The following is a 22,398-nucleotide window of genomic DNA, read 5'->3' as shown; positions in this document are numbered from 1 at the left end:
CTTCGCTGTTCCCTCGATGCACTCAGGACGCCACCTCGGGCGTGTTGCCGGAATACCGCACCCCTTACCCGCCCAACACCTTCTTGTCGACCAGGAAATCCACAAACACCCTCAGTTTGGGCGCCATGTAGCGATTGCCAGGCCAGAGGATGGAGAACTGTCCGCCTTCGACCACATAGTCATCGAGGATGGATACCAGCGCTCCCGATCCTATGCCCTCACGGACGGCGAAATCGGGCAGGTAGGCGATTCCCAGCCCAGCCACCGAGGCGTAGATCAGCCCTTCCACGCTGTTGAACGTGTGCGTGGTCGGAACAGACAGACACGGGACATTCGTCCGCTCGGTGCCAAGCCCCCACCCCTGCAACTGGCCCGTCGTCGGGAACCTGTACCGCAGACAGTCATGGCCCACGAGGTCAGCCGGAGCTTGCGGTGTGCCGCGTTCGGCGAAGTAGCGCGGGGCGCCCACCACCACAAAGCGGAACGTGCCCAAGGGACGAGCCTTGAGCTGGGAACTGCCGGTATCACCGCTGCGGATGACGGCATCCACTCCCTCGGCGATGACGTCGATCAACCTGTCGTTGAAGTCGAAATCGAGTCTGATGTCGGGATACCGGGCGGTGAATTCGGGCAGAACGGGCATCAACATCCGATAGCCAATGGCCGGCACGCCGATTTTCAGCTTGCCGCTGGGACTGCCCGCCAGCCGGGACAACTCGGATTCCGCCTCTTCGATCTCTTCGACGATGCGCTGGCTGCGATCGAAGAAAAGCGCGCCTTCTTCCGTCAGGCTCAGGCGCCGAGTACTGCGGTTGAACAAGCGCACCCCAAGCTCGGCCTCCAGGCGTGCCACACTCTTGCTGATCGCAGAGGCGGACACCCCCAGGCGCTTGCTGGCCGCGACAAAACTGTTTGCTTCCGCTGCGCGGACGAACGCCATCAATCCGCTCAAACTATCCATCGCCATCGTTCAATTAGTGAGTTTTTGTCATTTAAGAAAGGAATAATGCCATGTTTTTCAATGACTGGTGATCTTTTGGCATGTCATGCATCCCCCATGACCTATGCGGCCCCTGCAACCAGCGGGCCGCGCCGAGAGATACCGATGAAAGTCACCAATACCGTCATTCGCCACCATCAGGCGTCGCTGCTTGCCGCCATCTGCCTGGCGGCCCTGATCCTTCCTCTCAGCTTCACTGGCGGGACTGTCGCCACCCCCATGATCGGTCGCGATCTCGGGGGCAGTCCGCAGGCACTGAACTGGATCACCAATGCGTTCATGTTGAGCTTCGGCAGCCTCCTGATGACGGCCGGTGCATTGGCCGATACCTTCGGCCGCAAACGGGTGTTTGCCAGCGGAGTGCTGGCTTTCGTGATCATCTCCATCGTCATCGCCTGGGCACCGAGCATCCTCTGGCTCGATGTGCTGCGCGCGGCTCAGGGAATCGCCGCAGCGGCGGCATTGGCAGGCGGGTCGGCGGCGCTTGCCCAGGCGTTTGACGGCATGGCGCGCACGCGAGCGTTCAGCCTGCTGGGCACCAGCTTTGGTGTGGGACTGGCTTTCGGCCCGCTCCTGGCGGGCATGCTCATCGAACACCTGGGCTGGCGTTCGGTGTTCTTCTCAAGTGCCTGCGTGGGTGCACTCGCCTTGCTGCTGGGAGTGCCCAGGATGCTCGAATCGCGCGACCCCGATGCGGCGGTTTTTGATTGGGCTGGCGCGGTCAGTTTCACCGACGCACTCGGTTTGTTCACCTGGGGGGCTCTGCAATTGCCGGCCAGCGGCTGGGGCAGTTGGCAGGCGTGGGGGCTGCTGCTGGGCGCCGCCCTGTCATTGGGGATTTTTCTTGGCGTGGAGAGACGTGCGGCCCGCCCGATGCTGGATCTGTCGCTGTTTCGGTATCCGCGCTTCCTGGGCGTGCAGATGCTGCCGGTGGCCACATGCTATTGCTATGTGGTCTTGCTGGTGTTGCTCCCGTTGCGGCTGATCGGCATTGAGGGCAAGAGCGAGGTCAGCGCCGGGATGAGCATGATCGCCTTGTCGATTCCGATGTTGATCGTGCCAAGTCTGGCGGCCAGCCTGACACGCTGGGCCTCGGCCGGAAAAATCTCGGCACTGGGGCTATTTGTCGCTGCTGCAGGGCTGTTCTGGCTCGGCAAGATAACCCCATCGGATCCTCACACATCGCTGCTGGGGCCGCTCCTTGTCATCGGCATCGGCACGGGGCTGCCGTGGGGCTTGATGGATGGTTTGGCGGTCAGTGTCGTGCCGAAGGAGCGCGCTGGCATGGCGACGGGGATTTTCAGCACGACGCGGGTGGCGGGCGAAGGCGTGGCCATCGCCATCGTAGGTGCGCTGGTGACGCTGTTCATCCAGATGCACTTGCCGCAAGGCAGCGCAGCGGCAACCATTGAGACGGCCCGGCAGCTTGCGATGGGCAATGTCGCCGCCGCAAGCCAGGTCTCCAACGACAGTGCCCAGGCTCTGATCCGCGCCTATGGGGACGCTTTCCAGTGGCTGATCTATGTGCTGATGCTCGTCACGGTTGGCTCTGGCGTTGTCGTGGGCTGGCTTCTGGATGAAGCCACTCCAGCGCCGCTGTATGACTTGAACCGGCAGCGAGCCAACTAGCCGTCAGGTGCAGGGTGCAGCCCCTTCCCAGATTCGCCTTGTGCCTTGTGGCGTTCTTCCTGATAGTTTTGTAACCATATGAGTATTAACAACAATCTTTTCATCAGGTTCCAAGTGTGACACATTTCGACTGATGAACAAGAAACCGACAAGGAGCCCGTCATGTCCCTCAAACCCCTCGGCCTGCTGGTTGCCTTCGGCCTGCTCGCCGGCTGCGCCCCCCAGAGCGCCTTTCACTATGTCCCCCCACCCCAGACCCTGATCGCCCCCGAGGCGGCGAGCGGCTGGACCGACAAGCCGGGCTGGCAGGGTCGCCACTTCATGGTGGCGGCGGCCAACCCGCTGGCGGTGGACGCGGGCTACCAGATCGTCAAGGCGGGAGGCAGCGCCGTGGACGCGGCCATCGCGGTCCAGCTGGTGCTGACCCTGGTGGAGCCGCAGTCGTCCGGCATCGGTGGCGGCTCCCTGTTGCTGGTGTGGGACGGCAAAGGGGTGGTTGCCGTGGATGGCCGGGAGACGGCCCCCGCCGCCGCCACGGATCAGCTGTTCATGCAGGATGGCAAACCCATGGCCTTCTACGACGGCGTGGTGGGCGGCCGCTCGGTGGGCGCCCCCGGCACGGTGCGCGCCCTGGCCCTGGCCCACGGGCGCTATGGCAAGCTGCCCTGGGCCACGCTGTTCGAGCCCGCCATCGCCCTGGCGGAGCAGGGCTTCATCATCAGCCCGCGCCTCGCCACCCTGATCGCCAAGGATCCCTATCTCGCCAGAGATCCCGAGGCCCGCGCCTACTTCTATCAGCCGGACGGCTCCCCCAAGGCGGCGGGGACCCGGCTCACCAACCCGGCCCTGGCCAGGGTGCTGAGAACCCTGGCCCAAGAGGGGGCAGATGCCTTCTATCGGGGGCAACTCGCCGACGCCATGGTGGCCAAGGTGCGCAGCCACCCCACCAATCCCGGCGTGCTGGCGGCGGCGGATCTCGCCAGCTACAGCGCCAAACTGCGGGACGGCCTCTGCTTCGACTATCGCCAGAGCGAGGTGTGCGGCTTCCCCACCCCCTCCTCCGGCACCCTGGCCCTCGGCCAGATCTTCGGCATGCTGGAGAGCCGGGACATGGCAGCGCTCAAACCCGTGCCCGGGCCGGACGGCCGGCTGGCCGCCTCGACCGATGCCATCCACCTCTACAGCGAGGCGGCGCGGCTCGCCTTTGCCGACCGCAACCAGTACGTGGCCGACGCCGACTTCGTCGAGGTGCCGGTGGTCGGCCTGCTGGACAAGGGCTATCTGGCCGAGCGGGGCCGCCTCATCGGCAACCGCTCCATGGGGGTGGCCCAGCCCGGCAAGCCGCCCCGTTCGCTCGCCCGTGGCCGGGATGCCACTCCAGAGCGCCCGTCCACCAGCCATGTCTCCATCGTCGACCAGGCGGGGATGGCGGTCTCCATGACCAGCTCCATCGAGGATGGCTTCGGCTCGCGGCTGATGGTCAACGGCTACCTGCTCAACAACCAGCTCACGGATTTCTCCTTCACCTCGGTGGATGCGGCCGGCCTGCCGGTGGCGAACCGGGTCGAGCCCGGCAAGCGCCCGCGCTCCTCCATGTCCCCCCTGCTGGTGTTTGACAAGCAGAGCGGCGAGCTCGAGATGAGCCTGGGCTCCCCCGGGGGCTCGGCCATCATCAACTACGTGGGCAAGGCGCTGCTGGGGACCCAGGACTGGGGGCTCAATCTGCAGCAGGCCATCGCGCTGCCGAACTTCGGCAGCCGCAACGGCCCCACCGAGCTGGAGCAGGGGCGCACGCCAGATGCCGTGGTTCAGGGGTTGAAAGCCAGGGGACACGAGATCCTGCTGGGCGAGCAGACCTCCGGGCTGCAGGGGGTGCAGCGCAATGCCGGTGGCTGGCTGGGCGCCGCCGACCCCAGGCGGGAGGGGATCGCCAGGGGCGACTAACCCGCCCTTTGCGCCCGTTTATCGCTGACGACGGAGGAGGGCCGCCTCCTCCGTGCCGTCGGCGGCAGGGTGAACCGCAGCGAAGAAAACAATCGCGGATTGATTTTTTCTGCCAAAAATTGCATTCAAGAGTCAGCCTTTCACTTTAAAACAATGCGTTACAGACATTTCCCGTCAAAATCCCTCTCAATCTTGGAATAATGTTGTCCTAGCCATAAAAATGCATTATTTTTCAATGGAAACGGCATCTGTTGTCCTCAAGAAAATGTCTTGATGCGGCCAACTTCTGTCTCTTTCGCCCCCTGCTCATTGACAGCTGCCCTCTTCCCCTTCGGGTGATCTGGTAGCCCCTGACTGCCATTAGCGAGGTGACGACATGGACCACTCACTCCCCCTTATCACGACCCTGGTTGGCGGCCTGGTGCTGGCCTATCTGCTTGGCATGCTGGCAAGCCGCCTGCGAGTCTCTCCCATGGTGGGCTATCTGGCGGCCGGCGTGGTGTGCGGTCCCTTCACCCCAGGCTATGTGGCCGATCTGCAGCTCGCCCCCGAGCTCGCGGAGATCGGCGTCATCCTGCTGATGTTCGGCGTCGGCCTGCACTTCTCCCTCAAGGATCTGCTGTCGGTCAAGCACATCGCCATCCCGGGGGCCATAGTCCAGATCACCCTGGCAACCCTGCTCGGGCTCGGCCTCTCCCAGTTGCTAGGCTGGAGCCTGACCGCCGGCCTGGTGTTTGGTCTGGCCCTCTCCACCGCCAGCACTGTGGTGCTGCTGCGCGCCCTGGAGAGCCGAGGCCAGATCGACACCAAGGAGGGGCGCATCGCCATCGGCTGGCTCATCGTCGAGGATCTGGTGATGGTGCTGGCCCTGGTGCTGCTCCCCATACTCGCGAACCTGCAGCAGGGGGGTGAGAGCCTGACCCTGGTCCAGGTGCTCGCCGACATTGGCCTGACCCTGGCCAAGGTGGCGGCCTTCATCACCCTGATGATCATCGGCGGACGCCGCCTCATCCCCTGGCTGCTGGCCCGCACCGCCGCCACCGGCTCCCGCGAGCTCTTCACCCTGGCCGTGCTCTCCTGTTCACTGGGCATCGCCTTCGGCGCCGTCAAGCTGTTCGGGGTCTCCTTCGCCCTCGGGGCCTTCTTCGCCGGGGTGGTGATGAACAGCTCCCACCTGAGCCACAAGGCCGCCAACGACACCCTGCCCCTGCAGGACGCCTTCGCCGTGCTCTTCTTCGTCTCGGTGGGCATGCTGTTCGATCCCGTCATCCTGTTGCGCGAGCCCCTGGCGGTGCTGGCCACCCTGTTCGTCATCGTGATCGGCAAGTCGGTGGCGGCCTTCGCCATCGTCCGGCTGTTTGGCCACAGCCGGCGTACGGCGCTGACCATCTCCGCCAGCCTGGCCCAGGTGGGGGAGTTCTCCTTCATCCTGATGGGGCTGGGGGTCATGCTCGGCCTGGTGCCGGCGGTGGCTCGTGATCTGGTGCTGATCGGCGCCTGCTTCTCCATCGTGTTCAACCCCCTGGTATTCAATCGGGTGGAGCGCTGGCTGAGCCGCCACCCCGAGCCGCAAACCGAAGACGTCGCCCCGCTCTGCCCGCTGCAAGGCCACGTGGTGGTGGTCGGCGCCGACGGCATCGGCACCCCGCTGATCCGTCAGTTGCACGAGCAGGGGCGAGAGATGGTGGTGATCGACTCGGATGAGCGGCTGCTGGCGCCCTGGCGAGCCCGGGGGATCACCTGTCTGGCCGGCCATCCTGTCCAGCCGGATCTGCTCGCGGCGGCCCTGCCCAATGCCAGCTGGCTGCTGATCACCCTGGAAGACAGCCTGCTGGCCGGCGAAATCGCCGCCATCGCGCGGGAACAGGGGGCTCTGCTGCAGATAGCCGCCTGCGCCCATCAGGGCGAAGAGGTGCATCATCTGCGGCTGCGCGGGGTCCATCGGGTGGTGCTGAGCGAGGAAGAGGCGGCGCGGCGCTTGTGCCATCTGGCGACACGCCTCCCCGCCGACCCGGCTCCGGCCTGACGCCCGCACGGCGAGGCCGGGGCTCACGCCGCAACCGCCCCAGAAAACGCAAGGCCACCCCCTGGGGTGGCCTTGTAGGTATCCGAGTCCGGGCAGGCGGGATCACACCCCCAGCCGATCGCGCAGGGTGTACCAGGCGGCGCCGGCGGCGGTGAAGGGGATACGGAACAGACGCCCCCCCGGGAAGGGGTAGTGAGGGAGCTTCGCGAACGCATCGAAGCGCTCCGCCTGACCGCTCAGCACCTCGGAGAGCAGCTTGCCCGCCAGATGGGTACAGGTCACGCCGTGGCCGCTGTAGCCCTGCATGTAGTAGATGTTGGGACCGATGCGGCCGAACTGCGGCAGACGCGACAGGGTCAGCAGGAAGTTGCCGGTCCAGGTGTACTCCACCTTGACGCCGGCCAGCTGGGGGAAGGTCTTCAGCATCTTGGGGATGATCAGTCGCTCGATGTCCGCCGGATCCCGCGCGCCGTAGACCACGCCGCCGCCATAGATGAGCCGGTGATCGGCGCTGGTGCGGTAGTAGTCGAGCAGGTAGTTGCAATCCTCGATGCAGTAGTTTTGCGGCAACAGCGAGCGGGCCCGCGCCTCCCCCAGCACCTCGGTGGCGATCACCTGGGTGCCGCAGGGCATGCTCTTGCCGGCGAGCTCGGGCACCAGGTTGCCGAGGTAGGCGTTGCCCGCCACGACGACATAACGCGCCTTCACCGCCCCCTTGGCGGTCTTGACCAGGGCGGGCTGACCCGGGGTGATGCTGGTGACGGCGGACTGCTCGAAGATCTGCCCCCCCTGCATGCGGATGGCCTCCGCCTCCCCCAGAGCCAGGTTGAGGGGGTGGATATGGCCGCCGCTCTTGTCCAGCAGCGCGCCGACGTAGCGATCGCTCGCCACCACCTCGCGTACCCCGTCGGCATCGAGCAGCTCCAGCTTGTCGTTGCCCCACTTCTCCCAGCGAGCCTGCTGCGCCTTGAGCTCGTGCAACTGCTTCTCGGTCTCGGCGGCGAAGACCCCCCCCTCACGCAGATCGCACTGGATGTTGTAGCGCTTGATCCGCTCGCGGATGATCTGGCCTCCCTCAAACAGCATGGAGCCGAGCAGCCTGGCCTGTTCCGGCGGGCAATTCGCTTCTATGGTGTCGATGTCGCGGCTGTAGGAGTTGACGATCTGGCCGCCGTTGCGACCGCTGGCGCCAAAGCCCACCCGGGCCGCCTCCAGCACCACCACCTTGTAGCCCTTCTCCACCAGGTGCAGGGCGCTGGAGAGGCCGGTGTAGCCCGCGCCTATGATGCAGACGTCGCACTCCAGCTGCTCGGTGAGCGTGGGATAGGGGGCGTGCTTGTTGGCACTGGCTGCGTAGTAACTGTTTACATGTTCGGTCATGATCCCTGTTTCCTTACCGGTTCTTTTCCAACACGAGTCGTTGTTCACATTAAAAACTGGCCGGGGTATGGGCGCTGACGATGCGGCAGGTCTCCCCCGACGGATTGCTGAAGCTGTGGGGCTCGCCGGTGTCGATGACGTAGCTGTCCCCGGCGCACAGTTCATAGGTCTGGCCCGCCAGGGTCAGCAGCACGGATCCTTCCAGCACGGTACCCACCTCTTCCCCCTGGTGCTTCACCACCCCCCCGGTGTCCGTGCCGGGGGCATAGGTCTCCAGCATGAAGCCGAGCTGACGCCGGTTGTTGCCGTTGTGCACCAGCTTCATGGAGACCCCCTGGCTGCCCAGCTCGATGAGCTGCTCCGCCTTGATCACCACGCTCGGCGTCTGCTGCTCCTCCTCGGCGAAGAAGCGCGACAGCGGCAGCTCGTAGACGCTGAGCAACTTCTGCAGCGAGGCCACCGAGGGGCTCACCTTGTTCTGCTCTATCATGCAGATGGCGCCGTGGGTCAGGCCGCTCAGCTCGGCCGCCCGGCGCTGGGAGAAGCCGAGCCGCCGGCGGATCTGGGCGAGGCGCTCGCCCATGCTCTTGTCCATCTCTTTGTCGGCCAAGGGGTTATCCGTCATGGTCCGCCACTGGACCTCTCCCCGGGGGTGCTGCATCGCCTGTCTCCTTCCATGGTCATTCGAATACCTGGTGACGACTGGTTAATATAGTGCGTCAGCGCCCTTGGCCTGTTCACTATCCTGCACAACCCTAGCCGTTCATTATTTTGCACACTTGGGGCGATAAAAAACGCCACAGTCGCGCCATCAGCCCCATTTCTAGCATGCCACGCACCATGCACTCAAATATATTTAACACTTGAAAAACATTTCGGCTCACTTTATGGTCGTTACGTGCTTATTATTCTATACGGTGGCACCCCGACATGCGTGAGCCACCCAGACCCACAATCGAGGCTTCCTATCTATGTCAGCATCACAACCCGCTCTCTCCCTGATCAAGTCCCTTGCCTATATAGACGGTCGCTGGTGCGAGGCCAGGGACGGGCGCCGGTTCGAGGTCCTGAACCCGGCGACCGGCCAGCCCATCACCCAGGTGCCCGACATGGACGGGGAGGACACCCGGCTCGCCATCGAAGCGGCCCACGCGGCCCAGCCCGCCTGGGCGGCCCTCACCGCCAAGGAGCGCAGCAGCCGGCTCCAGGCATGGTTCGAGCTCATCATGGCCAACCAGGAGGAGCTCGCCCGCATCATGACCTGCGAGCAGGGCAAGCCGCTGGCGGAGGCCAAAGGAGAGGTGGCCTACGGCGCCAGCTTCATCCAGTGGTTCGCGGAAGAGGGCAAGCGCGCCTATGGCCGCACCATACCCGGCTTCTCCGGCGATAGGCGCCTGGCCACCATCAAACAGCCGGTGGGCGTGGTCGCCGCCATCACCCCCTGGAACTTCCCCATCGCCATGATCACCCGCAAGGCGGGGCCGGCCCTGGCCGCCGGCTGCACCATCGTCATCAAGCCCGCCGCCGAGACCCCGCTCTGCGCCCTGGCCCTGGCGGCCCTGGCGGAGCAGGCGGGCATCCCCGCCGGGGTCATCAACATCGTCACCAGCCATCAGGCGAGCGCGGTGGGCGACGAGCTGTGCAGCAACAAGACGGTGCGCAAGCTCTCCTTCACCGGCTCCACCCGCATCGGCAAGCTGTTGATGCGCCAGTGCGCCGACACCATGAAGCGGCTCTCCCTCGAGCTCGGCGGCAACGCCCCCTTCATCGTGTTTGACGATGCGGATCTCGACGCCGCCGTGGCCGGGGCCCTGGCCTCCAAGTACCGCAACGCGGGCCAGACCTGCGTCTGCGCCAACCGCATCCTGGTGCAGGCCGGGGTCTATGACGCCTTCGCAGACAAGCTGGCGGCCGCGGTGCGGGACTTCAAGGTGGGGGACGGCATGGGGGAAGGCACCCAGATAGGCCCGCTCATCAACCCGGCCGCCGCCAGCAAGGTGGCCGAGCTGGTGCAGCAATCGGTCGCCGCCGGTGCCCGGGTGCTGGTGGGCGGCGAAGCCCACCCCGCCGGCCCGCTCTTCTACCGCCCCACCATCCTCACCGGGGTCGGCAAGGGTAACCCCATCCTGGACGAGGAGATCTTCGGGCCCGTCGCCCCCCTGGTGCGCTTCGAGACCGAGGATGAGGCCATCGCGCTCGCCAACGACACCCCCTATGGCCTGGCCGCCTACTTCTATGGCCGCGACATCGCCCGCGTCTGGCGGGTGGCCGAGCGGCTGGAATACGGCATGGTGGGCATCAACGAGGGGATCATCTCGACCGAGCTGGCCCCCTTCGGCGGCATCAAGGAGTCGGGGCTGGGCCGGGAAGGGGCGGCCGAGGGGCTGGAGGAGTACCTCGAGACCAAATACCTCTGCTTCGGCGGCATCCGCTAGGCAGCCACACCTTGCGCCGGCGGCCGGGCCCCTGCATCAGGCCCGCCATCCGCCGGCGCAGCCATATCGGTCAACAAGGACGAAGTGAGTGCTCCCAAGGGGCCTCGCCACATTGAGACAGGGGCCCGTGCCCCTCAGGGAGGAAAGATGAGTCATTCAAGCAACAACCAGGGCTGGCAGGCCCGCCGCGAAGCGGCCGTGGTACAGGGGGTCGGCACCCTGCTGCCGGTCTTCATCGACCGGGCGCACAACGCCGAGCTGTGGGACGTGGAGGGCAACCGCTACATCGACTTCGCCTCCGGCATCGCCGTGCTCAACACCGGCCACAACCACCCCAAGGTGGTGGCGGCGGTGCGCGCCCAGCTGGAGAAGTTCAGCCACACCTGCTTCCAGGTCACCCCCTACCCCGGCTACATCGAGCTGGCGGAAAAATTGAATGCCCTGGTGCCGGGGCCGACCCCCAAGCGCACCCTCTTCCTCTCCACCGGTGCCGAGGCGGTGGAGAACGCCATCAAGATCGCCCGCGCCCACACCGGTCGCAGCGGCACCATCGCCTTCAAGGGGGGCTTCCACGGCCGCACCATGATGGGGATGGCGCTCACCGGCAAGGTGGTGCCCTACAAGACCGGCTTCGGCCCCTTCCCGGGCGAGGTCTATCACCTGCCCTTCCCCGCCGACTACCTGGGGGTGAGTGAGGCGGACGCCCTGGCCGCCCTTGAGCTCTGCTTCAGCGCCGACATCGAGCCGGGCCGGGTGGCCGCCATCATCATAGAGCCGGTGCAGGGCGAGGGGGGCTTCTACGTCGCCTCCCCGAGCTTCCTGCAGAAGCTGCGCAGCGTGTGCGATCAGCACGGCATCCTGCTCATCTGCGACGAGATCCAGAGCGGCTTCTGTCGCACCGGCAAGACCTTCGCCACCGAATATGCCGGCATAGAGCCGGACATCATGACACTCGCCAAGAGCCTGGCCGGCGGCTTCCCCCTCTCCGCCGTGGTGGGCAAGAGCGACATCATGAACGCCGCCAAGCCGGGCGGCCTCGGCGGCACCTATGCCGGCTCCCCCATCGCCTGCGCCGCCGCCCTGGCGGTGCTCGAGGTCATCGAGGAGGAGCGTCTGAACCAGCAGGCCCTGGCCCAGGGCGAGCAGATCAAGGCGCGCCTGCACAAGCTGGCGACGCGGTTCGACTGCATCGGCGACATCCGCGGTCCCGGCGCCATGGTGGCCATGGAGCTGGTCAAGGGAGGCGACGCCAGCCGGCCGGATCCCGACCTCACCAGGCGACTGGTGGCCGAGGCGGGCAAGCGCGGTCTGGTGCTGCTGGCCTGCGGCGTGCGCGGCAACGTGATCCGCTTCCTGGCCCCCCTGACCGCCCCGGCGGCCATCGTCGACGAGGGGCTGGACCTGCTCGAGCAGGCCCTGCTCACCGCCCTGGATTAGCCAGGGAGAGAGCGCCGCGCCTGAGTGCAAAAAAATGCGTTTTTGCCTCCTTGATATGCTTGTCAAGGGGGCAGCACGAATGCACAATGCGCCTCCGCTTCAAAGGACCGTCCGCTCATCGCAGCCCGGTTCTTTTTTTGCGGCAAACAAATCCATAACGAGGCCGGAACCGACCGGAAATGATAGCGAGATGGACAGCCATCTCACGACACCGCTTCTTCGATGAGGAACACCATGGGGCATTTCACCGCTTTCCTGCCGGCCTGCGCCGGTCTGCGCCACTCGTCTGTGCAACAGACCGGCGCCCCCACTGCACAGGATGACGCCGCCGTCAGCCTGATCCCCTCGGTCCGGACAGGGGAGAACGCATGATGAATGCCCACCCCGTCGGCCTGAAAAAGAGCCTGAAACTCTGGCACGTGGTCATCATGGGTCTGGCCTATCTGACCCCCATGGCCGTGTTCGACACCTTCGGCATCGTCACCGAGATCACCGAAGGCCATGTGCCCACCGCCTACCTGTTCGCCCTGGTCGGCATGCTGTTCACCGCCATGAGCTACGGCCACCTGGTGCGCAAGTTCCCCTCGGCAGGCTCCGCCTACACCTATGCCCAGAAGGTGTTTCACCCCTATGTGGGCTTCATGGTGGGTTGGGTCTCCCTGCTCGACTACATGTTCATGCCGATGATCAACATGCTGCTGGCCAAGATCTACATGGAGGCCCTGTTCCCGAACGTGGAGCCCTGGACCTACATCCTGGCCCTGACCGCCGTCATGACCTTCCTGAACCTGCGCGGCATCAAGCTGGTGGCGAACTTCAACAGCCTGATCGTCATCATGCAGTTCAGCATCATCGCCGTCTTCATCGGCCTCATCGCCTGGGGCGTTGCCCATGGCGAGGGGCTCGGCACAGTGGCGAGCAGCCGTCCCTTCTTCTCGGATCAGATGGCCCTGGTGCCCCTGTTCACCGGTGCCTCCATCCTCTGCCTGTCGTTCCTGGGCTTCGACGCCATCAGCACATTGTGCGAGGAGACCCCGAACGCAGACCGGGTGATCCCCCGCGCCATCGTGCTGACCGCGCTCATCGGCGGCGTGCTCTTCATCTCCGTCTCCTACTTCCTGCAGCTGTTCTTCCCGGACATCTCCCGCTTCCAGCAGCCGGATGCGGTGCTGCCGGAGATCGCGCTCTACGTCGGCGGCAAGCTGTTCCAGGCGGTGGTGCTGGTCTGCACGACCGTGGCGGTGCTCGCCTCCGGGCTCGCCTCCCACGCCGGGGTGTCGCGCCTGCTCTACGTGATGGGGCGGGATCGCGCCCTGCCGAGCCGTTTCTTCTCCTACATCCACCCCAGGTGGCAGACCCCGGCTCTGAACGTGCTGCTGGTGGGGGCTCTGGCGCTCTCCGCCGTGTCGTTCGACCTGGAGATGGCGCTGGCCCTGATCAACTTCGGCGCCCTGGTGGCCTTCACCTTCGTCAACCTGGCGGTGATCGCCCACTTCTACGTCAAGCTCGGCCACAACAAGACGCTGCGGGATCACCTGGTGTTCCTGGCCCTGCCGCTGTGCGGCGCCGCCTGCATCGGGGTGCTCTGGCTCAACCTCGAACCCTCCTCCTTCGAGCTGGGGCTGATCTGGGCCGCCCTCGGCGCCCTCTACCTGCTGCTGCGCCTGACGGTGTTCCGGGTTCCCCTCGGCCGGCCGGAGACCGATCTCTCCTGATAGCGCCCTTCCCCCCAACGAGCCCGCCCGGTGCGGGCTCTTTTCCGGATAATCCGGGCCACTGTCCCCCCGCCCCACCCCTTCGGTCACGACCGCTGCGCACACCCGATGACGGGGTTGACTCCGGTCAACAAAATCCCCGTTTGCGGCCTTTTTCCCTTGTCTCCGTCCCCCCCTGAGGGCACAATACGGCGCCCCTTGAGAGCCGATGTTGTTACGACATCGGTTCTTTGCTTTTTTGGGGCACACCACCATCCACCAAGAGGCCGGACCTTGTGCCGGAATTGATACCGAGATTGCCGGGCAATCTCCCGACGTTGTGAGGAAAAACATGGGGCATTTCACTGCTTTCCTGCCGGTCCCCGCCGGCGTGCGCCACGCATCTGTGTCACAGACAGGCGCCCCCTGTGTCCAGGAGCGCGCTGCCGCGTCCCTGATCCCGTCCCCCTTCGCCTCCCGGGCGTTCGCAGAGGAGAAAGCGTGATGGCCGGCGCCAAGCTGCTCAAGACGCTCACCCTGTTCCAGGTGGTGGTGATGGGTCTGGCTTACCTCACCCCCATGGCGGTGTTCGATACCTTCGCCATCGTCGGCGACATCACCGATGGCCGCGTGGCCACCGCCTACCTGCTGGCGCTCGGCGGCATCCTGCTCACCGCCTTCAGCTACGGCCACCTGGTGCGCAAGTTCCCCTCGGCGGGCTCCGCCTACACCTATGCCCAGAAGGTGTTCAACCCCTATGTGGGCTTCATGGTGGGCTGGTCCTCCCTGCTGGACTACATGTTCATGCCGATGATCAACATCCTGCTGGCCAAGATCTACCTGACCGCCATGTTCCCGAACGTGGAGCCCTGGATCTTCATCTTCGGCCTGGTGACCGTGATGACCTTCCTGAACCTGCGCGGCATCAAGCTGGTGGCGAACTTCAACGGCGTCATCGTCTTCATCCAGATCGCCATCATCGTCACCTTCCTCGGCCTCATCGCCTGGGGCCTGAGCCATGGCGAGGGGGCTGGCACCCTGGTGAGCAGCCGTCCGTTCCACGTGGAGTCCGCCAGCATGCTGCCGCTGTTCACCGGCGCCACCATCTTGTGCTTCTCCTTCCTCGGCTTCGACGGCCTGAGTTCGCTGTCGGAGGAGACCCCGAACGCCGGCAAGGTGATCCCCCGCGCCATCGTGCTGACGGCACTGATCGGCGGCATCATCTTCGTCACCGTCTCCTACAGCCTGCAGCTCTTCTTCCCGGATCTGGCCCGCTTCAAGGAGCCGGACGCCGTGCTGCCTGAGATCGCGCTCTACGTGGGTGGCACCCTGTTCCAGAGCATCGTGCTGGTCTGCACCACGGTGGCGGTACTCGCCTCCGGCATGGCGGCCCACGCCGGGGTGTCGCGCATCCTCTACGTGATGGGGCGCGATCGCATGATCCCGGAGCGGGTGTTCGGCTACATCCACCCCACCTGGCGCACCCCGGCCATCAACGTGCTACTGGTGGGGGCCCTGGCGCTCTCCGCGGTGTCGTTCGATCTGGACATGGCGCTGGCCCTGGTGAACTTCGGCGCCCTGGTGGCCTTCACCTTCGTCAACCTGTCGGTGATAGGCCAGTTCTGGGTGCGCGAGCAGCGCAACAAGAGCCTGAAGGACAACCTGCTGTTCCTGGTGCTGCCCCTGCTCGGCGCCGCCACCATAGGGGCGCTCTGGATCAATCTGGAGCAGAGCTCCCTGGAGCTGGGCCTCATCTGGGCGGGGATCGGGGTGGCCTACCTCTTCCTGCGGATCGCGGTGCTGCGCATCCCCTTCCGTCAGTACGAGGAGGCGGCCGACGGCCAGTAAGCCGCGGCGATCGGCCAAACAGAAGGGGAGCCCATGGCTCCCCTTCTTGCATCCAGACATCCGCCGCGCGAACAATCAGCCCTGATTGATGACCGCAGTGGCGGCGGCCTTGACCGGATCCTTGGCCACGGCCTTCACGTTCTGCTCGGTCTGGTTGACCTTCTGCCGGGTCGCCTTCAGTTCCTCGTTGGTCTCCTTGAAGCCGGAGGTCTTCTTGTCCAGCGTGTCCGTGGCACTCTTCTTCGCCTCTTTCAGCCCGGCCGTCTGCTTGTCCACCACCGCCGAGGTGCTCTTCTTCACCTCGGTGGCCGCCTTCTCCTTCTGCTGGCGCACCAGCTTGTCGGCATCGCAGTTGCCCTTGACCCCCAGGGTGGCGTTCATCGCCTCGTTCCTGACCGCCTTGTCGAGGTTGCATTCGGACTTGAACACGCCAGCCTGCGCACCGGCAGACAGCAGACCCAGGGAAAGACACAACACCCATGCTTTCATAACAGCACCACTCTCGTTGAAGGAAAGGGTCAGCATATAACCCTGGGCGCACGGTGCAAGGCGCCCGTCGGGTTGTGGGCCGGATGGCGCCCTAATCCGGCTGGCTCCGACACTTTCTGTCAGCACCCGGCCGCAGGCACCGCCCTGAGAGATGTCATCAAACCATCATAAAAGTGTCACTTTGTCATATTTCTGTCATGGAGCACTGCTCTAATGCGCCCGTCCCATTCAACGCAGCACGTCCCAAGAGGCCACATGCACAGCACCGCTTCTTCCACACCGCACGAGTCCCGCGCGACCAGTCCATTGTTCAACTGGCTGGCGGTGATCACCCTCGTCTACCTGATCCTGGTCGCCGTCGGCGCCGTCTCCCACGGCTTCAAGGGCTTCTCCGGTGGCGCCGAGGGCGCGGCCCAGATCTTCGCGTTTGCCAACAACCCCTTCGTGGCCCTGCTGCTCGGCATCCTGGCCACGGCCCTGGTGCAGTCCTCCAGCACGGTCACCTCGGTGATCGTCGGCCTGGTGGCCGGCGGCCTGCCCATGGGCATGGCCATCCCCATGGTGATGGGGGCCAACCTCGGCACCACCATCACCAACACCATCGTCTCCCTCGGCCACATCCGGGACAGGGGCGAGTTTCGCCGCGCCTTCGCCGCTGCCACGGTGCACGACTTCTTCAACCTGCTGGCGGTCTTCATCTTCCTGCCGCTGGAGCTGATGTTCGGTCTGCTGCAAAAGAGCGCGGAAGGGATCGCCGGCCTGCTGCTGGGCTCCACCGACCTGTCCATGAAGGGGATGGACTTCATGAAGCCCCTCATCTCCCCGTCCCTGGATCTCATCGACGGTGCCGTCGCCTTCCTGCCGGGCAAGGGGGCATCCATCGCCACCATCGTCATCGGCATCCTGCTGATCCTGTTCTGCGTCACCGCCCTCGGCAAGGTGCTGCAACGGGTCATGGTGGGCCGCGCCAAGGAGCTGCTGCACAAGGCCCTGGGCCGCGGTCCGCTGACCGGCATCGCCTCCGGCACCCTGGTCACCGTCATGGTGCAGTCCTCCTCCACCACCACCAGCCTGATGATCCCCCTGGCCGGCGGCGGCGTGTTCAACACCCGCCAGCTCTACCCCTTCACCCTGGGGGCCAACATCGGCACCACCATCACGGCCCTGCTGGCCGCCACCGCCATCAGCGGCGCCGGAGCCCAGCTGGCCCTGACCATCGCTTTGGTGCACGTGCTGTTCAACCTGTTTGCCGTGGTGCTCATCTACGGGGTGCCCTTCCTGCGGGAGCTGCCCATCCGGGCCGCCGAGACCCTGGCCCGGGTCGGCAGCGAGAACAAGCTGCTGGCGCTGGGTTACGTGGGCGGGCTCTTCTTCGCCCTGCCCGCCCTGATGATGGTAGCGGTCAAGTAACGGCACGACGGCCGGGGGAGGCGCCGCAGCCCCCGGCACATTGCCCGCCCGGTCACATCCCCCGGCATCCCCCCTCGCCCTCCCTCCCCGGCTGGGATAAGATGCGCCCTTCATGGCATGTAAGGAAAACCCGATGAAATTCATTCTGATCGCGCTGCTGGTTGCCGGCGTCGCCTACTACTTCTATTCGAGCAGCAACAACAGGAAGCTGGCGGAAGAGAACGTGCGCAAGGGCGCCGAGTTCCTCGCCGGCAACAAGGAGAAGCCCCTGGTGACCACCACGGCTTCCGGCCTGCAGTACGAGGTGCTGACCCCGGGCACCGGCACCGTCCACCCCACCGCCACCAGCAAGGTGAAGGTGCACTACGAGGGCAAGCTGCTGGACGGCACAGTGTTCGACAGCTCCATCGCCCGTGGCGAGCCCATCGAGTTCGGCCTGAACCAGGTGATCAAGGGCTGGACCGAAGGGGTGCAGCTGATGGTGGAAGGGGAGAAGACCCGCTTCTACATCCCCGCCAACCTGGCCTACGGCGATCGCGCCGCCGGCAAGATACCGCCGGGATCCGTGCTGATCTTCGATGTGGAACTGCTGGGCATTCAGTGACGCCCTCCGGCAAGATCCCACTGGGTACAGTCCTCATCTTCGACATGGAGCTGCTGGGCATTCAGTAACCCCCCTTCGTCACGGCAACAAGGCCGGCGCATTGCGCCGGCCTTGTTGTTTCTGTTCCTGTCGTTGCCGCCCGCCATCTCAGCTCCAGGACTATCAACCCAAGGTGAACAGTGCTTACACATTGCACTGGATTGTTAACTCCACTCCCGGGGCAGATAATGACCTCATCGTCAGCGGCCCAGCCCCTGACCCGTTTATCGCGGTGCCGGCCAAGCGGGCCCACACCGCCAACAAGGAGTCTCGCCATGGCTATCGCCCCCGTCTGGTTCATCTCTCACGGCGCCCCGGATCTGGTCCTGCGCGACCAGCCTGCGACCCAATTTCTCAAGACCCTGCGCCTTGGGGATATCAAGGGGCTGGTGGTGCTCTCGGCCCACTGGTTCAGCCGAAGCGAGCCGCAGATCAACGTCGAGCCCAGCCCGGCCTTGATGTACGACTTCTACGGCTTCCCCGAGCCTCTCTATCGGATCCGCTGGCCCGCCAGGAGCCCCCAGTGGCTGCAAGAGGCGGTGAGCGATCAGCTGCTGCTGGCCGGCCTGCCCGCCACCCCGGTCAGGCGCGAACTGGATCACGGGGTCTGGTCGCCCCTCTCCCTGATGGATCCCCACAGCGAGATCCCCCTGGTGCAGCTCTCCCTGCCCGCCGGCTTCGGCCCCGGCCAGCTGTGGCGGCAGGGAGAGGCGCTGCAGAGCCTGCGCGAGCAGGGGATCGGCATCCTCGCCTCCGGTGCCATCACCCACAACCTGCGCGCCCTCGGGCCGGACGGCGCTCCCGTCCCCCTGTGGGCGAGCCAGTTCGCCCGCTGGCTGGAGCAGGCCATGGAGGAGGGGGACAGGGAGGCGCTGGAGGATTACCGCGCCCGCGCCCCCGGGGCGGTGGAGTCCCACCCCCACGACGATCACCTGCGCCCGCTGTTCGTGGCGCTGGGGGCCGCCGGCACCGACAGGCCCCGGAAGCTGCACGACAGCTGGGACTACGGCAGCCTCTACATGGGGGCCTACAGGTTCGGGTGAGCGAGGGACGCGACGGGGGTGTCCGGCGGGTGGCCAGGCCGTCGACCGGGCGCCTTTTTATGGGGGGGATGAGCCCAAATAAGGGACTCGTTATAGCCGTTTTCCGGTAGAATGGCCGCCTTTGAACAAGACCGGGCAGGGATGACTGTCGCGTCGGGTGGCATGATGAACCTCTATCGATCACTGATCCTGCTCTGTCTGCTGTGCCTGCAACCGGTGCAGGCCTTGACCCTCTACAGCCGCCACGCTCCCGAGATCCTCCCGCCCCGCTGGACAGACGCCGAGCTGGCGTGGTTGCGGCAGACCCCGCAACTGCGGGTCGGCCTCCTGCAGCACGACTATCGCCCGTTCAGCATGATCATCGCGCAGCAGCGTTTCGAGGGCCTCTGCGCCGATTATCTCGATCTCCTGGCAAGGACCCTGCAAAAACCCCTGGAGCTGCGCACCTTTCCGGACAAGGCGCACCTGCTGCGCGCCCTGCGCCAGGGGGAGATCCACCTCGCCAGCCTCGGCAACCTGACCCTGGCGGACACGGACAGCAGCGGCATCCGCCTGAGTGTCCCCTACTTCAGTGCCCCCCTCATCTTCTCGACCCCCAAAGCCCATCAGGGGCCTCTGCTGACACCGGGGCAGCGCGTCGCCGCCGTCCAGGGGCAGATCGACGTGCAGAGGTTCAAGCGCTACTACCCCACCCTCACCCTGGCGACCTACCCCTCCAACGCGGAGGCCTTCGACGCCGTCTTCTTCGGCCGCCAGGACGTGCTCTTGGGGGATGCCCACTCCATGCACTACCTCAACAGCGAGCGCTTCGACTACCTGCGCCAGCGCGGCGAGGCCCCGCCCGAGCTGGCGCCTGCGGATTTCCGCTTCGCCATGCCGGCCCACCCCCTCGCGCTGTCGAGCCTGGTCGACAAGAGCCTGAAGGCGATCGGCGAGGGCACCCGCAATGCCGTCTTCACCCAGTGGAACGGGCCCATTCGCGACATGAACGACAGGGCGAGCGATCTCTATGACGCCGCCGAGCGGGCCTGGATCCGGCGCTCGCCCCCCATCAGGGTGTGGCTGATGGACAACCTCTACCCCTATGGCGCCCTGGATCACGACGGCCAGCTCACCGGCATGACGGTCGACATGCTGGCCAGGGTGGGCAAACGCTCCGGCCTTCGCTTCGAGTTCGTGAGCGCAGACTCCGAGCGCCAGCTGGCGAAGGCCATGCAGTCAGGCGCCATCGACCTTATCGGCGCCATCTCGCGGCCCGTGGCCGAGGGCTACGGCCTGCGTCCCTCGGCTCCCTATGCCGCCGACGACATCTACGTGATCCTCACCCGCCAGGAGGTATCCGCCATCGACACCCTGCAGAGCCTGGCAGGAAAGACGGTGGGGATGACCCGCCATACCCCCCTCGCCGGGCGGCTAGGTCGCAGCCGTATCACCATTGTGGAGAACGCCGAAGAGGCCATGCAGGCGGTCGAGCGGGGCAGGCTGGACGCCGCCATAGTGCCGCTCTACTTTGCCCGCCACGCGCTGGAGAACGATCCGCAGACCCGGCTGCGCATCGCCGGTCCCGCCGACGAGGAGCCGATCCGGATGGGATTTGCCAGCCTGCGCGACCAGGGGATGCTGATGGGGATCCTCGACAAGACCATTCTCGCCATCCCCCCCAACGAGCTGGCCATGATGAGCTACGAGTGGCGCAACCGCAAACTGCCGGTGCCCGGCTTCATGGAGCGCCACGCCCACGCCTTCTACCTGCTGTTTGCCGTGCTGTTCGCCCTGGCGCTGGTGCTGCTCTACCGCAACCTCATGCTCAAGCGGCTCGCCAGCTCGGAGCAGGCCTCCCGCCAGCAGCTGGAGGCCCACGTCAGGTTCATCCGGGCGCTGGGGGAGAGCCTGCCCCACCCCATCGTCGTGCGGGACAAGGGTGGCAAGGTATTGCTGTGCAACAGCAAGTACCTGAGCCAGCTCGGTGCCCGGCCGGAAGCCGTCATGGGCCAGCCCTTAGCCCGGGGGCTGGCGGGGCTGATCGATGACCAGAGCATCGCGGTGCTGGAGCAGGATTTCGCCAGGGTGCTGCGGGAGGGTCGGCCCGTCTTTGCCGATCGCCTCTTCCACCGGCAGGGGGAGCAGACCGACATCTACCACTGGATGGTGCCCTACTTCGATGGTGACGGGACCATCAGCGGGGTGATCGACGGCTGGATCGACATCACGGAGCGCAAGCGGCTGGAAGAGGCCCTGCGTCAGGCCAAGCTGCAGGCCGACAGCGCCAGCCGGGCCAAGAGCGATTTCCTCGCCACCATGAGCCACGAGATCCGCACCCCCATGAACGCCATCCTCGGCATGCTGGAGCTGGCCACCGAGGATCCCGCCCTCAGCCGCCACAGCGGCGAGTGGCTGCGCATCGCCGCGGACTCGGCGCACGGCCTGCTGGATCTGCTCGGGGACAGCCTGGATATCGCCAGCATAGAGGCGGGCCAGATGACTTTGACGCCCGTGCCCTGCGCGCTCACGCCGCTGCTGGTGTCGGTGACCCGGGTGTTCAGGGGCATGGCCGAGCAGAAGGGGCTGGCCTATGACGTCAGGCTGCCCGACTCTCCCCTGCCGCAGGTGCTGATCGATCCCCTTCGCCTGCGCCAGATCCTCTTCAACCTCATCGGCAACGCCATCAAGTTCACCGAACAGGGCCGGGTCAGCATCACGGCAACCCTGAACGATGGCGCACACCAGCCCCCGGTGCTGCACCTGACCATCACCGACACCGGGGTCGGCATTGCGGCAGACAAACTGCCCCAACTCTTCACCCCCTTCTACCGCGCCCACGGCCAGGGCCACTTCCCGGGCAGCGGCCTGGGTCTGAACATCGCCCGCATACTGTGCCAAATGATGGGGGGAGAGATAGGCGTCCACAGCCGGGTCGGCGAGGGCACCCGCCTCGAGATCAGGCTGCCCCTGACGCTGGCGGAGCACGACCCCCTCCCGGCGCCGGCCCTGGTACCCGCCCTCCCCCAGGCGCCGTCGACCCGGCTGCGCATCCTGGTGGTGGATGACAACCACGCCAACCAGACCCTGCTGCGCCAGCAGCTCAAGCACCTGGGGCACGACGTCAGCGTGCGCAGCAACGGGCTGGAGGCCCTGCGCGCCGTCGCCAGCCACTCCTTCGATCTCGTCATCACCGACTGCCAGATGCCGGTCATGGACGGCTTCGAGCTGACGCGCAACCTGCGTGCCCGCGGCCATGAGCTGCCCGTCTGGGGCTTCACCGCCCATGCCCAGCCCAGGGAGCGGGAACTCTGCCTCGCCGCCGGCATGAACGACTGCCTGTTCAAGCCCATCGGCCTCGCCCGCCTGCGGGCGGCGCTGGCCGGGCTGGAGCCCTCGCCCTGACGGGCATGCCGTCCCCCAGGGCGCCGGGGCCTTGGC

The 22,398-nt window shown here is 65.8% G+C and carries 16 protein-coding genes; 12 read left to right on the top strand and 4 right to left on the bottom strand.

What is annotated here, in order from left to right:
• Nucleotides 1–64: 64 nt before the first annotated feature.
• Nucleotides 65–961 (bottom strand): LysR family transcriptional regulator, encoded by an 897-nt coding sequence (locus AB5Y72_RS08630; protein WP_368198871.1) that lies wholly within the window; start codon nucleotides 959–961, stop codon nucleotides 65–67.
• 144 nt (nucleotides 962–1,105) lie between these two features.
• Here AB5Y72_RS08630 and AB5Y72_RS08625 point away from each other — a divergent pair, with 144 nt between their 5' ends.
• From AB5Y72_RS08625 to ybaL, 3 genes are all read left to right on the top strand, one after another.
• A complete protein-coding gene (locus AB5Y72_RS08625) occupies nucleotides 1,106–2,629 on the top strand; it encodes an MFS transporter (protein ID WP_325781962.1) in 1,524 nt (507 codons plus the stop codon).
• A 162-nt stretch (nucleotides 2,630–2,791) separates the two neighbouring features.
• Nucleotides 2,792–4,573 carry a gamma-glutamyltransferase gene (gene ggt / locus AB5Y72_RS08620; protein WP_325781961.1) on the top strand — a complete coding sequence of 594 codons (1,782 nt, stop codon included), beginning with the start codon at nucleotides 2,792–2,794 and terminating at the stop codon, nucleotides 4,571–4,573.
• Between the two features lie 376 nt (nucleotides 4,574–4,949).
• Nucleotides 4,950–6,599, top strand: a complete 1,650-nt coding sequence (gene ybaL / locus AB5Y72_RS08615; RefSeq protein WP_325781960.1) for a YbaL family putative K(+) efflux transporter — start codon at nucleotides 4,950–4,952, stop codon at nucleotides 6,597–6,599.
• Nucleotides 6,600–6,701: 102 nt separating this feature from the next.
• On the opposite strand, the gene AB5Y72_RS08610 is transcribed toward ybaL, so the two are convergent.
• Together AB5Y72_RS08610 and puuR are read right to left on the bottom strand one after the other, a co-directional pair.
• A complete protein-coding gene (locus AB5Y72_RS08610; RefSeq protein ID WP_209794494.1) occupies nucleotides 6,702–7,979 on the bottom strand; it encodes an FAD-binding oxidoreductase in 1,278 nt (425 codons plus the stop codon).
• A 49-nt stretch (nucleotides 7,980–8,028) separates the two neighbouring features.
• Entirely contained in the window at nucleotides 8,029–8,640 is a 612-nt protein-coding gene (puuR, locus tag AB5Y72_RS08605; RefSeq protein ID WP_042075077.1) for an HTH-type transcriptional regulator PuuR, read from the bottom strand.
• Between the two features lie 310 nt (nucleotides 8,641–8,950).
• On the opposite strand from puuR, the gene AB5Y72_RS08600 reads away from it, so the two are divergent.
• The 5 genes from AB5Y72_RS08600 (at nucleotide 8,951) to AB5Y72_RS08580 (ending at nucleotide 15,393) form a co-directional block, all read left to right on the top strand.
• Nucleotides 8,951–10,414, top strand: a complete 1,464-nt coding sequence (locus tag AB5Y72_RS08600) for an NAD-dependent succinate-semialdehyde dehydrogenase (RefSeq protein WP_325781959.1) — start codon at nucleotides 8,951–8,953, stop codon at nucleotides 10,412–10,414.
• Nucleotides 10,415–10,561: 147 nt separating this feature from the next.
• The gene (gabT, locus tag AB5Y72_RS08595; protein WP_042075081.1) at nucleotides 10,562–11,851 is read left to right on the top strand and encodes a 4-aminobutyrate--2-oxoglutarate transaminase; all 1,290 of its coding nucleotides are present in this window, start codon (nucleotides 10,562–10,564) and stop codon (nucleotides 11,849–11,851) included.
• Nucleotides 11,852–12,085: 234 nt separating this feature from the next.
• A complete protein-coding gene (locus AB5Y72_RS08590) occupies nucleotides 12,086–12,223 on the top strand; it encodes a hypothetical protein (protein ID WP_209794491.1) in 138 nt (45 codons plus the stop codon).
• Entirely contained in the window at nucleotides 12,223–13,566 is a 1,344-nt protein-coding gene (locus tag AB5Y72_RS08585) for an APC family permease (RefSeq protein WP_325781991.1), read from the top strand. Before AB5Y72_RS08590 ends, AB5Y72_RS08585 begins: the two co-directional genes overlap by 1 nt.
• 483 nt (nucleotides 13,567–14,049) lie before the next feature.
• Nucleotides 14,050–15,393, top strand: a complete 1,344-nt coding sequence (locus tag AB5Y72_RS08580) for an APC family permease (protein ID WP_042075087.1) — start codon at nucleotides 14,050–14,052, stop codon at nucleotides 15,391–15,393.
• A gap of 75 nt (nucleotides 15,394–15,468) precedes the next feature.
• Here the strand turns inward: AB5Y72_RS08580 and AB5Y72_RS08575 are convergent, their stop codons facing one another.
• Nucleotides 15,469–15,882, bottom strand: coding sequence for a hypothetical protein (locus AB5Y72_RS08575; RefSeq protein WP_325781958.1), 414 nt, complete (start codon nucleotides 15,880–15,882; stop codon nucleotides 15,469–15,471).
• Between the two features lie 255 nt (nucleotides 15,883–16,137).
• Between AB5Y72_RS08575 and AB5Y72_RS08570 the strand changes: the two genes are divergently transcribed.
• The 4 genes from AB5Y72_RS08570 to AB5Y72_RS08555 all read left to right on the top strand — a co-directional run bounded on the left by AB5Y72_RS08570 (nucleotide 16,138) and on the right by AB5Y72_RS08555 (nucleotide 22,362).
• The gene (locus AB5Y72_RS08570; protein WP_325781957.1) at nucleotides 16,138–17,292 is read left to right on the top strand and encodes a Na/Pi symporter; all 1,155 of its coding nucleotides are present in this window, start codon (nucleotides 16,138–16,140) and stop codon (nucleotides 17,290–17,292) included.
• A 133-nt stretch (nucleotides 17,293–17,425) separates the two neighbouring features.
• Nucleotides 17,426–17,896 carry an FKBP-type peptidyl-prolyl cis-trans isomerase gene (locus tag AB5Y72_RS08565; RefSeq protein WP_325781956.1) on the top strand — a complete coding sequence of 157 codons (471 nt, stop codon included), beginning with the start codon at nucleotides 17,426–17,428 and terminating at the stop codon, nucleotides 17,894–17,896.
• Nucleotides 17,897–18,210: 314 nt separating this feature from the next.
• A complete protein-coding gene (locus AB5Y72_RS08560) occupies nucleotides 18,211–18,978 on the top strand; it encodes a class III extradiol ring-cleavage dioxygenase (RefSeq protein WP_368198869.1) in 768 nt (255 codons plus the stop codon).
• 165 nt (nucleotides 18,979–19,143) lie between these two features.
• Nucleotides 19,144–22,362 carry a transporter substrate-binding domain-containing protein gene (locus AB5Y72_RS08555; protein WP_368198867.1) on the top strand — a complete coding sequence of 1,073 codons (3,219 nt, stop codon included), beginning with the start codon at nucleotides 19,144–19,146 and terminating at the stop codon, nucleotides 22,360–22,362.
• Nucleotides 22,363–22,398: the final 36 nt, after the last annotated feature.

Source organism: Aeromonas sp. R7-4, from assembly GCF_040908055.1.
Lineage (GTDB): Bacteria > Pseudomonadota > Gammaproteobacteria > Enterobacterales > Aeromonadaceae > Aeromonas > Aeromonas sanarellii.
Note: the sequence above shows the minus strand (reverse complement) of the source record. Positions and strands in the feature narration are given on the sequence as shown.

Excerpts from the sequence above, each read along its gene's own strand:
- gabT (WP_042075081.1), top strand. The coding sequence starts at position 10,562 with ATGAGTCATTCAAGCAACAACCAGGGCTGGCAGGCCCGCCGCGAAGCG.
- AB5Y72_RS08575 (WP_325781958.1), bottom strand. The coding sequence starts at position 15,882 with ATGAAAGCATGGGTGTTGTGTCTTTCCCTGGGTCTGCTGTCTGCCGGT.
- puuR (WP_042075077.1), bottom strand. The coding sequence starts at position 8,640 with ATGCAGCACCCCCGGGGAGAGGTCCAGTGGCGGACCATGACGGATAAC.
- AB5Y72_RS08570 (WP_325781957.1), top strand. The coding sequence starts at position 16,138 with ATGCACAGCACCGCTTCTTCCACACCGCACGAGTCCCGCGCGACCAGT.
- AB5Y72_RS08585 (WP_325781991.1), top strand. The coding sequence starts at position 12,223 with ATGAATGCCCACCCCGTCGGCCTGAAAAAGAGCCTGAAACTCTGGCAC.
- AB5Y72_RS08580 (WP_042075087.1), top strand. The coding sequence starts at position 14,050 with ATGGCCGGCGCCAAGCTGCTCAAGACGCTCACCCTGTTCCAGGTGGTG.
- AB5Y72_RS08555 (WP_368198867.1), top strand. The coding sequence starts at position 19,144 with ATGAACCTCTATCGATCACTGATCCTGCTCTGTCTGCTGTGCCTGCAA.
- AB5Y72_RS08630 (WP_368198871.1), bottom strand. The coding sequence starts at position 961 with ATGGATAGTTTGAGCGGATTGATGGCGTTCGTCCGCGCAGCGGAAGCA.
- AB5Y72_RS08610 (WP_209794494.1), bottom strand. The coding sequence starts at position 7,979 with ATGACCGAACATGTAAACAGTTACTACGCAGCCAGTGCCAACAAGCAC.
- ybaL (WP_325781960.1), top strand. The coding sequence starts at position 4,950 with ATGGACCACTCACTCCCCCTTATCACGACCCTGGTTGGCGGCCTGGTG.
- AB5Y72_RS08590 (WP_209794491.1), top strand. The coding sequence starts at position 12,086 with ATGGGGCATTTCACCGCTTTCCTGCCGGCCTGCGCCGGTCTGCGCCAC.
- AB5Y72_RS08560 (WP_368198869.1), top strand. The coding sequence starts at position 18,211 with ATGGCTATCGCCCCCGTCTGGTTCATCTCTCACGGCGCCCCGGATCTG.
- AB5Y72_RS08625 (WP_325781962.1), top strand. The coding sequence starts at position 1,106 with ATGAAAGTCACCAATACCGTCATTCGCCACCATCAGGCGTCGCTGCTT.
- ggt (WP_325781961.1), top strand. The coding sequence starts at position 2,792 with ATGTCCCTCAAACCCCTCGGCCTGCTGGTTGCCTTCGGCCTGCTCGCC.
- AB5Y72_RS08600 (WP_325781959.1), top strand. The coding sequence starts at position 8,951 with ATGTCAGCATCACAACCCGCTCTCTCCCTGATCAAGTCCCTTGCCTAT.
- AB5Y72_RS08565 (WP_325781956.1), top strand. The coding sequence starts at position 17,426 with ATGAAATTCATTCTGATCGCGCTGCTGGTTGCCGGCGTCGCCTACTAC.